Genomic DNA, 13,078 nt, shown 5'->3' on the forward strand with positions numbered 1-13,078 from the left:
AACGGACCGGCTCTCCTTTTCCCCCGGAGAGCCGGTCCTTACCACCAACCATGGAGATGACCATGAATACGATTTTCCGCCCCCCGCCGCAGCCTTTGCCGGACACGCCGTTCTATACACCGCTTGGCAATGAATGCACGCTGTTCGAAAGCGCCTGGGTGCGGCAATTGCCGCTGCTGCTGAAAGGCCCGACAGGTTGCGGCAAGACCCGTTTCGTCAGCCATATGGCGGCGAAACTCGGCCTGCCGCTTTCGACCGTTTCATGTCACGACGATCTTGCCGCCGCCGATCTGACCGGTCGTTACCTGCTGAAAGGCGGTGAAACCGTGTGGATGGACGGCCCGCTGACACGATCCGTGCGTCAGGGCGGCATATGTTACCTCGACGAGATTGTGGAAGCGCGCAAGGATGTGGCCGTTGTGCTGCATCCGCTCACCGACGACCGTCGTATCCTGCCGCTGGAGCGCACCGGCGAGGTGCTGGAAGCGCCCTCGGGTTTCATGCTCGTCGTATCCTACAATCCCGGCTACCAGAACCTGCTGAAAAGCCTGAAACCCAGCACCCGCCAGCGCTTCGTCGCCATTGAATTCGATTTTTTGCCGAAGGAGCAGGAGATTGCCGTCGTTTCGCATGAAAGCGGGCTTGATGCGCGCGACGTCGAGCCGCTCGTCGATCTCGCCCACCGGTTGCGCGGCCTGAAAGGTCACGATCTGGAAGAAGGCGTCTCCACCCGCCTGCTCGTTTATTGCGCCAGCCTCATCGATACCGGCCTTCCCGCCCGTCAGGCCGTGCGCGCGGCGATGATCGAGCCGCTGACCGACGAGCCTGACGTGAAGGCCGCGCTGCATGAAGTCGCGGATGCGATCATTCGATAGGGCGCATTTTTATCCGTATCGGAATGCGCGGCGAGGCCCTCGCATTCCGGCCTGATGCCATGAGGATAAACCATGCTGGACTTTCTGGAACTGGAAGAAACCGTCGGCCGCGCCTGGCACAGGCTGATCGGCGATACCGGTACATGGTTGCGCTTTCCGGATCACGCCGTGAAGCTGGAAGATATGCAGGCCGTGCTGGCCATTTGTTTCCGCGGTTTTGGCGGTGAACACGCGGTGCAGATCGCTCCCGCCCGCGCGCGCACTTCCAGCCACCGGTTGAGGCTGCGCCAGCGCATGGGCCTTGGCGAAGAGAAGCTCGCCCAACCCGGACGCGATCATGCCACGCTGATGCTGCCGCCGATGCTCGATCTGTTTCCCGACCGGTGCCTCAACCGCGATCTTTATCTCTGGCTCGCCGCCGCCATGGCGATGATGCCGCTTAAACCGGTCGTGGCTGCCGATCCGCTGCGCAACGATCTTGCCCGGCTCGACCGCGCCGCGGAGCTGGCCAAGACCGTAACCCGTACTTTTCCCGGCATGAAGACCCGCTATCGCCGGCTATGCGCCGCCATGCTCGCGGTGCGGCAAAAGCGGCCACTGCCGCAGGCCGAACAGCAGGTGGAACAACGGGTGCTTTCCATGCTGGCCGATGCGGCAGGGATCGAGGGACATGAGCCACCCGCCGGCTTTCTGGCCAAAGCGCCGCCACGCTACCTGCCGATGCTGCCGGTGCCGCTGTGGCCGGATACGCTGCTGCGCGAGACATCCGAAGCCCGGCAGGGCAAGGACCAACCGGCAACGAGCGCCGCGCCGCAGGGGGCGGAGACCGCCCGCCATATCGCCGTGCGCGAAAAAACTGAGAACCGCCAGACCGAACGCAGCCCCTTCATCCTCAATCGTTTCGAAAAAATCCTCGCCATGGCGGAGATGGTCAATGTCGACCGCCCCGTTGACGACAGCGACGATGCCGACGGCAGCGCAGCCGACGAGCTGGATGATATGACGCTGGGCGAGAGAAAGGGACGGCCTTCCGCCCGCTTCCGCTTCGATCTGGACCTGCCGCCCGAAGCGCTGAACCACACCGCGCTGAGGGCAGAGCTCACCTATCCCGAATGGGATTATCGCAGCGGTACCTATCTCTCCGATCATTGCCGGGTGATCGCCGGTCCGGCGAAGGACGCCAAGACGGCACCGGAACCCGACCCGGACACCAAAAGCCTCATCCGCCGAGTCAGGCGGCAATTCGAGGTGCTGCGGCCACGCCACGAGATGCTGCGCGCCCAGCTTGACGGAAATGATCTCGATCTTGACGCGGTGGTGCGCGCCAGAAGCGATATCACCGCCGGCGGACAGGGCAGCGACCGCATTCATATGGCCAGTCGCCCGCAGGCGCATGATCTCGCCGTAACGATCCTCGTCGATGTGTCCTTGTCCACCGATGCCTGGTTCGACAATCGCCGGGTTCTCGATGTGGAAAAGGAAGCCCTGCTGGTGCTGGCGCACGGGCTTTCCGCCTGTGGTGACAGTCACTCCATCCTGACCTTCACCTCCCGCCGCCGTTCCTGGGTGCGGGTGGAAACGGTGAAGGATTTCGAGGAGCCAATGGGCCACGCTGTCGAGCGGCGCATTGCGGCGCTGAAGCCCGGCTTCTATACCCGCATCGGCCCCGCCATCCGCCACGCCAGCGCCAAGCTGCATGAGAGGCCGGAGCGCCGCAAGCTGCTTCTGCTGCTGACAGACGGGAAACCGAACGATGTCGACCACTATGAAGGCCGCTTCGCCATCGAGGACAGCCGTCGTGCGGTTTCCGAGGCGCGGCGCTCGGGCGTCAGTGTCTTCGGCGTGACCGTCGACAGCAAGGCGCAATCCTATATTCCGGCCATGTTCGGCCAGAACGGTTATGCCATCGTCAACAGGATCGCCAAGCTTCCATCGGCGCTGCCGGCAATCTATCGCAGCCTTGCCGGCTGATTGTCGCGCAGACGGACCTGACGAATCTCAGGTTTGTTTGCGCGGCGACAATGTCTCCCAACCGCACGGCGGATAGGTTTTTCCAGTCCGCCGGCCGGCCGCACCGCCGGGCATCATTCCATCCGCGGCCGTGGAGCCAGCCTATGTCCGAAGCTCATACCGCAACCAATATCGATGTGCGCATCATTCCGCATCGCGAACGTCATCCGCGCATTTTCGGTGCGCTCGGCGCGTTGACCGAGGGGCAATCGCTACAGATCACCAGCGATCACGATCCCCGTCCGCTGCTTTACCAGCTGGCCACCAATTTCCCTGGCCAGTTCGGCTGGGAATATCTCGAACAGGGTCCGGACGTCTGGCGCCTCGATATCGGCCGCCTGGAAGAACAGGCCGAAGGTTCGGAAGACGATATCTCCGGCTGCGAATGCTGCTGCGGATCCGAACATTGAGCCCAGCGCCTGCGGCATGGTGAAAATTCCTCTGGCGGACGGCCCCTGCCGCCGCCAGCCGACAGATGAGGTGATGCAATGACGGAAATGATCAGGGAACTCGATGTCCGGCCGCTCTTGCTGAGCGGCGGCGAGCCTTTTCCGGCCATCATGGAAGCCGTGGCAGGGCTTGCGCCCGGTGAGGCGCTGCGATTATACGCCACCTTCCGGCCCAGTCCACTGTTCAAGGTGATGGCCGAACGCGGTTTCAACCATCAGGTTCGGGAAATCGGCGGCGGCGACTGGGAGGTGCTGTTCACGCCGCGATCCAGTGAAGCCGAGCAGATTTCCGTGTCGCCCGCGCTTGCGGGCAACGCGGAGGAGCCGCAGATATGGCCCGACCCGGTCGTCTATCTCGATCTGAGCGATGAGGCGACCGAGGGTCAAACGACCCGTACGCTTGCCACACTTGACAGTCTTCCCCTAGGTTCCGTGATCTTCTTGCTGATGCCGCAGGAACCGACCTTCCTCTACCCGGAGCTACTGGCCCGGGGTCATCAATGGGCCGGAAATTTCGACGAGGCGCGCACGGCGTTTCGCATCTTCATCCGCGCCGGTGCCGGCGCGCATTAAACCAGAAGTCAAACTCCCGGAAAACGAAACGCCCCTGAAATTGCTTCCGGGGCGTTTTGTTTTGGCGGTATGGCAAGCAGGCCTTCTAGGCTTTGAGCGGTTTGCGCTCGCGCATCAGGATCGGCCCGTACTCGAAGCAGAACAGACCGAAACCCACGATCCAGAGAAGCGCCGAGCAGGCGTAGAGACGCATCATCGCGCCGGGGAAGAACTCGGCTGCCGGCCTCAGCAGTGCGCAGGCGATCAGCGCCACATAAGCGGCAATAGTAACTTTGCTAGCCGCGAGCTTTCGTCCGGTATGGCCGAGACTCGCTCTGGTCATCACCGCAAGCATCATGCAGCCGATGACGCCGACGGTGAAGACATGCAGGACCGAGCGTGTATCCATGACATCGAGAGCCGCCAGCGCGATGGCGATGAAACCGGCGGGGATGAAGGCATAGGCCGCATGCAGCACCACCAGCACCTGGTCCGGCCATGTCGTCCAGCCGCGCCAGCGGATGAGCCGCATCGCATGCATGAAAGCCGCCAGAAGCGCCGTTATCACGGCCAGCATGCTCTCGGGTTCCATTGTCCAGGTGGCCAGCGCCGCAATGCCGGTGAGGATGGCGGCGGTGTCGAAGCCGTTATAGGGCACAGGAAAATCCGTGCGGCCGAAACGGTTCAGCCAGTTGCGAGTGAAACTCGGCACGATCCGGCCGCCGACGATAATGACGAGCACGGTGTAGGCTGAGACGGCAAGACGGGTCGCCGTCTGGCTCAGGTCGCCTTCAATCGCCGCCAAATGGAAAACGATATTGGCAATGGAAAGCGCCAATAGCCCACCCAGCACTTTGAGGTCCTTCCACTTGCGCCCTGCAATGACCTCGCGCGCGCAGATCGTGAGAAGTGCCGGCAGGAAAAGTCCGTCAACGGTTGCGGCGGTGACCACACCTACCTTGCCTGGCACCAGCAGCAAGATCCGGCCCGCGCACCACAGCGCAAACAGCCAGACCAGCGGTTTGCCCGATACGGGCAGCCGCCCCGTCCAGTTGGGCACAGCCGTCAAGAGAAAGCCGGCCAGCACCGCTGAAGCGAAACCGAACAGCATCTCATGGGCATGCCAGTTCGGCGCGCCATAATCTCCGCCAAGGTCGATGAAGCCGGAAAGTGCTGCGATCCACAACACCATCGCCACGATGGCCCAGAGGGCGCCACCGAGAAAAAACGGCCGGAAGCCGTAGGAGAAGATAACCGGGCCGCTGCGTGCCAGCCCCCTTGGAATGCCGCCCTTTGGCCGGCTACGTCCTTTGGTGGGAACGGGTTGGCTGCCACTCATTATAATGCTCCTTGCTTGGTCTTGACATATGTCTAGACCCAAGCCCGTCAGGCTTCTTTGCGAACGGGCAAAGAGGCGGTGCTACCCGTCCGCATGAAGCCGTAACCGCCTGCCAAAATGTCGCAGGTGGCCCGACGCGCAGTTTGCTCCATCTCAAATTGTATTTTCGTACCTCCACTACAAATGCTGGGACAGAGCGAAGCATGCTCTGCCCCAAGAGGGACAGGAGAAATATGATGACGGAAACCTTCCACATCACACGGCGTAATATTCTCGCAGGCGCGGCATTTGCAGGGGCTATAGCTCCGGTCATCATGCCATCGACAGCGAGCGCGGCAGAGGAAAAAAAGGCTGCGGCCAAGCCATTGACGAACGCGGAGATTGGAGTACTGCCTCGCGTAAAAGTTGATCTCGTCAAGCCGCCCTTCGTGCATGCTCACACGCAGAAAGCCGAAGGCGGACCGAAGATCGTCGAGTTCACGCTCACGATCAAAGAGCAGAAGATGATCCTCGACGACAAGGGCACCGAGGTCCACGCCATGACCTTCAACGGTTCGGTTCCCGGGCCTCTGATGGTGGTGCACCAGGACGACTATGTCGAACTGACCCTCATCAACCCCGATACCAATGAGCTACAGCACAATATCGATTTCCACTCGGCCACCGGCGCGCTCGGCGGCGGCGGGCTCACCATCGTCAACCCCGGTGAAAAGGCGATCCTGCGCTTCAAGGCCACCAAGGCCGGCGTCTTCGTCTATCACTGCGCACCTCCCGGCATGGTGCCGTGGCACGTCACCTCGGGCATGAATGGCGCGATCATGGTACTGCCGCGTGAGGGCCTGACGGACGGCCACGGCAAGGAGCTCGTTTATGACAAGATCTATTATGTCGGCGAGCAGGACTTCTACATCCCGCGCGACGAGAACGGCAATTTCAAAAAATATGAAAGCGCCGGCGACGCCATGGCCGACACGCTGGAGGTGATGCGCAAGCTGACACCGAGTCACATCGTCTTCAACGGTGCGGTTGGCGCGCTAACGGGAGAACACGCCCTTCAGGCCGCCGTGGGTGAAAAAGTGCTGATCGTGCATTCGCAGGCGAACCGTGATACCCGCCCGCACCTTATCGGCGGCCATGGCGATTATGTCTGGGCAACGGGTAAATTCCGCAATCCGCCGGATATCGACCAGGAAACATGGTTCATCCCCGGCGGCACGGCAGGCGCGGCCTTCTATACCTTCGAGCAGCCTGGCATCTACGCCTATGTCAATCACAACCTTATCGAAGCCTTCGAACTGGGCGCGGCCGCCCATTTCAAGGTGACAGGCGAGTGGAACAACAGCTTGATGCAGGCGGTGCTCGCCCCGTCGAGCATCTGACACAAGCGGAAGCGCGCCCGTCGACAGCCGCGGGCGCGCTTAAGGTTCTGCTCTCCGCGCCTGAACGCAGGCCCGACTTTGGCGTCTTCTCGACGCAGGCAGGTTCCCATGGGCATTTCTGGCAACAGCCACTTCCCAAAAGCCGTCTCGCTTCTTCTCCCGCTCTCGATTGCAACGCTGCTGGCAACGGCCATCGGTTTCCAATCCGGGATCATCCGCAGCGGCATTGATGACCGCGCGACCATGATGGCTCCACAGGTCGTCACAGTGCCCGCCGGGCATTTCACATACCGGGCGGAGGGCGAATATTTCCGCAATGGCTATGCCGTCGATGGCCCGGTGGTCGACGTAGTGATGCGGCAAAATCTGACGATCATGAAATATCAGGTATCGAGCGGCGATTATGCGCGCTGCGTAGCGGAAGGCGGCTGTCAGCAGCCGGAACCCAGCTTTGCCGCTCCGGTCGGCGGCGAGATACCGGCAACCGGAATCAGCCAGGATGACGCCCGCGCTTATGCGACGTGGCTGAGTGAGCGGACAGGCGAGGTCTGGCGCCTGCCGAGCGACGCTGAACTGGCTTTCGCCGCCGGGTCGCATTTTCCGGATGAGACGCTGGGTGTCGGCGCGGACAGCGAAAACCCGGCCTTGCGTTGGCTGGCCGATTACGAGCGGCAGACCAGCCGTAAAGCCTCGGACAACCCGGTTCCGCAATCCTATGGCAGCTTTGGCGAAAACGAATATGGCCTTGCCGATTTCGGGGGCAACGTCTGGGAATGGACATCGAGCTGCAGCCACCGCGTGACGCTCGGCAAGGATGGTGAGGCGATCGATAGCGTTGCCTCCTGCGGTATCCCGGTCGCGTCGGGAAAACATCGGGCGGCTATGAGCGCCTTCGTCAAAAACCCGAAGAGCGGAGGCTGCGCTGTCGGAGTACCGCCTGACAATCTCGGCTTCCGGCTGGTGAAGGATACGCGCTGGTATGCTCCGCTTGTCGAAAAGCTCCGGGCAGCCGGTCGGGCTACGTGATAGTCGTCACTTAAAACATCCAGTTGATTTATATCATTTGTTCTTCTTCGCCCGATGGGTAGAGCTGTGTCGTTGAGAATACAGAACGCTCGCATCATGTTTCTCCTGCAGGGAGCGCGCGGTGCCAGTTAACCGGAGAGGGTGCAAGTGAAGATTGACCGAAGCGTCATCCGGTCGCTGGCCTTGTTTGCCAGGATGGCCGACGATGAGCTGGACGGACTGCTGACGCACGCCACATCTCGGCTGGTGCCGCCGGGCGAAGCCATCTTTGAGCAGGGCCAGCCAGCCAAGCATTTCTTCCTGCTCATTCATGGCCGCCTGAAGGTGACGCAGGTCACGCACGATGGCCAGCAAATCATCGTGCGTGTGGTGCATCCCGGTGATCTCTTCGGTTTCGCCCGGGCGCTGCAGCGGTCCGATTATCCCGGTACCGCGACCACGGCCGCCGAAAGCGTGATCCTTTCCTGGCAGACGGACCTCTGGCCGCACTTCGTCGAGCAGAACCCGCACCTTGCCGTCTCCGCCATGCAGACCATTGGCCAACGTCTTGAGGAAGCCCATACGCGCATCCGCGAAATGTCGACGCAGGAGGTAGAGCGTCGGGTGGCGCACGCCGTACTGCGCCTTTCGCAACAGGCAGGGCGCAAGGAGGTGGACGGTATTCGAATCGACTTCCCGATCTCGCGGCAGGATATAGCGGAAATGACCGGCACCACGCTCCACACCGTTTCTCGCATCCTGTCCAGTTGGGAGAGCAAGGGCCTCGTTCAGGGCGGCCGGCAGAAGCTTCTCGTATGCGATCTGCCGGGCCTCGCTCAACTGGCGGACGGCGATACCAGTCAAGTCTAGGGCGGAGCCTTGGCCTCGCTCATTGCGGCAACCTGCTCTTGCGCATTTCTTACTGTCTGTCGGTTATAAGCAGGCTGCTAGTTGAAGTGGCGGGACATATGATGTTTATAAATGCGGTAAACCTGAGGGGAGCGAACCATGCCCCATGTCGCCCGCGTATTTCAGTCCGGTAACTCCCAGTGGATTCGCCTGCCGAAAGAATTGCCTGTCCACGTCGATCGTGTGGACATTACGCAAGAGGGCGATGCACTGATCTTGCGTCCCCATGTTGAGCGTGCCGAGGCCTGGAACTCTCTTGTAGCAGCGATGGTGCGCGGCGAGAGCGACGTTTTTATGAAAGACGTGCGCGACCAGTCAGATCGACAGGACCGGCTGGAGATCTATACGATGTTTCCGTAATCGCGCATCTTCTCGACACGACTGCGGTTGTAACATTGTTGGCCGCCGATCGGACATATTCCGGCTCTTCACGTCGACCGAAGAATCTTGAAACCATTTTGAATCTTCAGCTTTCCGGGACTTGAGCAGCGCGTGGCTCGCCGACACCCTTGTCACCCTGATGTGCGCAACCATGTGGACCGGCCTAGTCTGATCGAAGGCCTTGGGCTGGGTGGCAATAACATCCCAGTCGAAGTCGAGACGTCAGTCTGCATGTTCAAGATTCGCGCCGCCGGCATGTTGATCGGGCGGTCCGTCACGCGTGAATGCGTGATCCTCATCGCAACCTCGTGCGCAAAGCCAGCGTAGACTTTTCCGGGCGTGGCCAGCTCTGGTAGTTCGTCCCGTCGCCGCTGAATTGTATATCACTTTCTACGACCGTCTGTGGTCCGCAAGTTTGGCATGATCTCCCGCCGACACATGAAACAATTGCCGGTCGCCAGCCAGCGCGCTATGCCAATGTGACATATGGTTAGCGATAGGATGGGCACCTCGATGGCGGACGCGAAAAGTATGATGCCGATCAGGGACCGGAAAAGATCCAATGGCGGGTTGCGCTCGCTTTGCGACAAACGCATGGGAATTCCATCGCAGCTTCATCCGTTTTCGTTCTGTTTATTTTGAGTGTTTCTCATGGATCTACTCGACGCCCCTGCTATCTACATACTGTTTGTTCCTCCAATTCTCCTGGCCGCAATAACCGGAGGTTTGCGGCTTGGACTGCTGGCATTTTTCCTGGCGTTTTGCTCCGCAAGCTATCTGAGGTCGCTTACCCCCGGCGGCGCCCAGGTCCCCGAGTTGATGGTTTTCGGAGCGGTCGGCATTGCAATTGCGTACCTCGGGGGGTCGCTCAAACGCCTGAGGCATCAATATAAGGCGGCAGAAGAAGCGCTGAACACGCGCGAGGCACACCTAAGGTCTATACTCGATACTGTGCTCGATGCCACGATCGTCAGCCAGCAGGATGGCACGATTGTCTCTTTCAATGCAGCTGCCGTCAGGCAGTTCGGGTACTCCGAGGACGAAGCAATTGGGCAAAATCTTCGAATGCTGATGCCACAACCTTATCGGCACGAGCACGACGGCTACCTCCAGCGCTATCTCGCGACCGGCGAAAAACGCATTATCGGAACCGATAGGGTCGTGGTCGGCCAGCGCAAGGACGGGTCGACATTTCCCATGAAGCTCGCGGTTGGAGAAACGCATCGGGGGGGCAAACGGTTTTTCACCGGTTTCGTGAGAGATCTTACCGAAAGAGAGGAATCAGCAGCCCGCCTACAGGAGATTCAGACTGAACTGGCAAGATTGGCACGGCTGAACGAAATGGGAGAGATGGCATCTACCTTGGCCCACGAGCTGAACCAGCCGCTTTCGGCGATTGCCAACTATGTTCATGGTTGCGCACGCTTGCTACAGGGCTCCGAAAGTGAAAGGGACAGGCAATTGCACGAAGCCCTGAGGGAAGCAGGTGAACAAAGTGTCAGGGCAGGTCAAATCATTCGCCATCTCCGAGAATTCGTAACTAAGGGTGAGACTGAGAAGCTGCCTCACAAACTCCGCCATCTGGTTGAGGAGGCGGGCGCACTGGCGCTGATGGGTTCAAGAGAAAAAGGTGTGCGATCCGTCTTTGACTTTGCTGCTAGCGACGATATGGTCATGGTCGACCGAATTCAGATACAGCAGGTACTCACGAACCTGATGCGAAATGCAGTCGAGGCGATGGGCGAGTCCCCAAAGAAAAACCTTCGGGTGAGCATCAAGGCTGCTGAAAGCGGCAAAGCCGCAGTAACAGTCGAAGATTCCGGCGCCGGCATTCCCAATGAGATTTCCGACCAGTTGTTCAGGCCTTTTGTCACGACTAAGGCTGGCGGAATGGGAATCGGGCTGTCCATATCGAAGCGTATCATCGAGGCTCACGGCGGAGAGATAACCGTGTCACGTAGCGAGCTCGGAGGAGCAAGATTTACATTCACACTGCCAGCCTATGATGGGGAAGAAAATGGCGAACGATGATTTCACTGTGCACGTCGTTGATGACGAGGAAGCTGTCAGGAAATCGCTCGCCTTTATGCTCAGCATGAGCGGTCTTGGCGTGAGAGTGCATGAAACGGCTACCGCCTTTGCATCGCTTGCGCCCAGACTTCACCGCGCTGTGCTGGTGACTGATTTGCGCATGCCGGACATAAGTGGTGTTGAGCTGATCCGACGGATCCGCTCAGAGGGGGTGCGTATACCGTCGATAGTAATCACCGGCCATGGCGACGTGCCTATGGCGGTGGAGGCAATGAAGGCCGGCGCCGTTGACTTCATTGAAAAGCCATTTGCAGATACGGTCATCATCGACGCGATCCACCGTGCGGCTACCCGTCTGGATCCCCGTGCTCCCGAAACGGAATCGGCAGAAGAAGTACGCAAAAGACTGGAGACGCTGAGCGAACGCGAGCGGCAGGTTCTCGCGGCGGTGGTGGCGGGGCACCCGAATAAGTCCATAGCCTTCAATCTGGACATAAGCCCGCGAACCGTGGAGGTCCACAGAGCTAACGTCATGGGAAAAATGAAAGCTCGAAGCCTTCCCGAGCTGGTCCGCATGTCACTTTCGATTGAAATCGCGGACTTTGGAAACTCCGACGGAAATTGATCCAGAACAAGGCGCGCAAGGTCAAGAGGCTGTTCAACTGGCCCTGCTTGTCGCGTTATTGCAATGTTCCCGGTGTCAATTTGCCGACTACACGACATATAACTTCGATTGTGAAGGACCCCGCACTGTCGCGCGGCTTGGCGTTCGCCCTGCGCGCGTACGGATATGACGTCGCGTCATTCCGGTCCTGGAAGCATGCCGGAGAATCGGTCGGTGGAGCGATTTGTGTTATTCTCGACGGCTCCCTTCCAGAATGCGAGCGGGAAGCATGTCTCGCAACCCTCCCCGTAAAGACGCCTGTCCTTTTTCTTGCAGAAGACGAGACGTTCAGCAACGAGAGGCCAAGCATAGAAATCCTTCACAAGCCGCTAACGGGCACGGATATCGTGAGTGCGCTGATGCGGCTAGGTAAAAACCCTTAGTGGAACAAACGAATTTTGGCAGGCGTCGCTCTGCGGCATAGTCGGGACAATCAAAATTGAGGGTCAGCTCACATGCTCGCTATGGCTTCCGCCAGTTATTCCTCCCGTGGCTCGTCTCCGTCACCCGGTCTGCCAATGGGGGTAGTCCGCCCGCGCGCTATCACTTTTCATGCCTCCGGTAGTGAGATTTATGCGCAGGGCGAAAAGTCTGGATCTCTGTACAGGATAGAGTCCGGGGCTGTGCGCATCTACCGTCTGCTTACGGACGGCCGTAGACAGGTTGTTGCGTTTCATGTGCAAGGGGAAACGTTCGGTTTTGAGGCGTGGGGGTGTCGGAGCTTCTACGCCGAGGCGATCGTGCCAACCGGATTGACGTCGATCGAGGCAGAAGGAAGCGAAATTCACCGCGGCGACCTGATGGCGCTCGCCTTGCGAAGCATGATTCGGGCCCAGGAGCATCTGCTCGTGGTTGGCCGCCAAAGCGCCCTCGAGAAACTTGCGGTATTCCTTGTTGACCTTGATCGTCGACAAGGCGATGTGGGAATTATCGATCTGCCGATGACGCGAACGGATATCGGCGATTATCTCGGGATGACGGTTGAAACGGTATCGCGGAGCATGTCCAGGCTTCGCGAGAAGGGTATTGTTCGCCTGAAGAACGCCCGCTGTATCGAAATACTCAGACGTGACAAACTCCAGGCGATCAGCGAGTAACCCGACCCCGGCCCGAGTGAGGGGGAGTGCGTGCAGAACCTGCCACCACTCGACCTCGGTCTGGGACCCTCCGCATTCTTCTCCTTGGTTTTGTCAGGTGGTGCAGGAGCTGTATGGAGCCCTGGCCGCACACCGCGGACGCGGTTATTCGTGGCGGGGGTCATTGAACCCTGTAAGGCAGGTCGCTGTCATCGGCGCGCGAAACGGCACTGCATGTCCCGCTTGCCGGGGGAAATTTTGCGGCTCAGCACGCAAACAACCGGTCAAACTGTTGGTCGCAAGGTGGCGACCAACAGGATGAATGGCAACGACGGTGGTCAGATCGTGAGAACGTAGACAATCTCGTAGGTCGCAGGATCGATGATGATGATCCGTTCGTCAGCAAGA

General features: G+C 59.8%; 12 protein-coding genes. 11 read left to right on the plus strand and 1 reads right to left on the minus strand.

The genetic code is table 11. The annotated features are described in order from the left end of the window. The first annotated feature begins 62 nt into the window (after positions 1 to 62). The 4 genes from K7A42_RS00570 to K7A42_RS00585 all read left to right on the plus strand — a co-directional run bounded on the left by K7A42_RS00570 (position 63) and on the right by K7A42_RS00585 (position 3,907). Positions 63 to 875, plus strand: a complete 813-nt coding sequence (locus K7A42_RS00570; protein ID WP_022557546.1) for a CbbQ/NirQ/NorQ/GpvN family protein — start codon at positions 63 to 65, stop codon at positions 873 to 875. A 72-nt stretch (positions 876 to 947) separates the two neighbouring features. Then, positions 948 to 2,846 (plus strand): nitric oxide reductase activation protein NorD, encoded by a 1,899-nt coding sequence (locus K7A42_RS00575; protein ID WP_282454655.1) that lies wholly within the window; start codon positions 948 to 950, stop codon positions 2,844 to 2,846. Between the two features lie 143 nt (positions 2,847 to 2,989). Continuing rightward, the gene (locus K7A42_RS00580) at positions 2,990 to 3,295 is read left to right on the plus strand and encodes a DUF2249 domain-containing protein (protein WP_034499555.1); all 306 of its coding nucleotides are present in this window, start codon (positions 2,990 to 2,992) and stop codon (positions 3,293 to 3,295) included. 78 nt (positions 3,296 to 3,373) lie between these two features. Continuing rightward, positions 3,374 to 3,907, plus strand: a complete 534-nt coding sequence (locus tag K7A42_RS00585) for a DUF2249 domain-containing protein (RefSeq protein WP_034499553.1) — start codon at positions 3,374 to 3,376, stop codon at positions 3,905 to 3,907. Positions 3,908 to 3,992: 85 nt separating this feature from the next. Here K7A42_RS00585 and K7A42_RS00590 read toward each other — a convergent pair whose 3' ends face one another. Then, positions 3,993 to 5,225: an NnrS family protein gene (locus K7A42_RS00590; RefSeq protein ID WP_034499551.1), complete on the minus strand. Its 1,233-nt coding sequence runs from the start codon at positions 5,223 to 5,225 to the stop codon at positions 3,993 to 3,995. Between the two features lie 236 nt (positions 5,226 to 5,461). On the opposite strand from K7A42_RS00590, the gene nirK reads away from it, so the two are divergent. The 7 genes from nirK (at position 5,462) to K7A42_RS00625 (ending at position 12,691) form a co-directional block, all read left to right on the plus strand. Continuing rightward, on the plus strand, positions 5,462 to 6,604 hold the full coding sequence (nirK, locus tag K7A42_RS00595; protein WP_034499549.1) for a copper-containing nitrite reductase: 1,143 nt from the start codon (positions 5,462 to 5,464) through the stop codon (positions 6,602 to 6,604). A 108-nt stretch (positions 6,605 to 6,712) separates the two neighbouring features. Beyond that, positions 6,713 to 7,630 (plus strand): formylglycine-generating enzyme family protein, encoded by a 918-nt coding sequence (locus K7A42_RS00600; protein ID WP_282454656.1) that lies wholly within the window; start codon positions 6,713 to 6,715, stop codon positions 7,628 to 7,630. Between the two features lie 147 nt (positions 7,631 to 7,777). Further along, a complete protein-coding gene (locus K7A42_RS00605) occupies positions 7,778 to 8,479 on the plus strand; it encodes a Crp/Fnr family transcriptional regulator (RefSeq protein WP_003585377.1) in 702 nt (233 codons plus the stop codon). A 138-nt stretch (positions 8,480 to 8,617) separates the two neighbouring features. Continuing rightward, positions 8,618 to 8,878, plus strand: coding sequence for an antitoxin (locus K7A42_RS00610; protein WP_282454657.1), 261 nt, complete (start codon positions 8,618 to 8,620; stop codon positions 8,876 to 8,878). A gap of 672 nt (positions 8,879 to 9,550) precedes the next feature. Further along, the gene (locus tag K7A42_RS00615; protein ID WP_081859577.1) at positions 9,551 to 10,930 is read left to right on the plus strand and encodes a PAS domain-containing sensor histidine kinase; all 1,380 of its coding nucleotides are present in this window, start codon (positions 9,551 to 9,553) and stop codon (positions 10,928 to 10,930) included. Further along, positions 10,917 to 11,555 carry a response regulator FixJ gene (gene fixJ, locus K7A42_RS00620; RefSeq protein ID WP_077986064.1) on the plus strand — a complete coding sequence of 213 codons (639 nt, stop codon included), beginning with the start codon at positions 10,917 to 10,919 and terminating at the stop codon, positions 11,553 to 11,555. The genes K7A42_RS00615 and fixJ overlap by 14 nt, the downstream gene beginning before the upstream one ends. Before the next feature lie 557 nt (positions 11,556 to 12,112). Further along, positions 12,113 to 12,691: a helix-turn-helix domain-containing protein gene (locus tag K7A42_RS00625; RefSeq protein WP_223215467.1), complete on the plus strand. Its 579-nt coding sequence runs from the start codon at positions 12,113 to 12,115 to the stop codon at positions 12,689 to 12,691. The last annotated feature ends 387 nt before the right edge of the window (positions 12,692 to 13,078 follow it).

It is taken from the genome of Agrobacterium sp. InxBP2, from assembly GCF_026191755.1.
Classification (GTDB): domain Bacteria; phylum Pseudomonadota; class Alphaproteobacteria; order Rhizobiales; family Rhizobiaceae; genus Agrobacterium; species Agrobacterium pusense.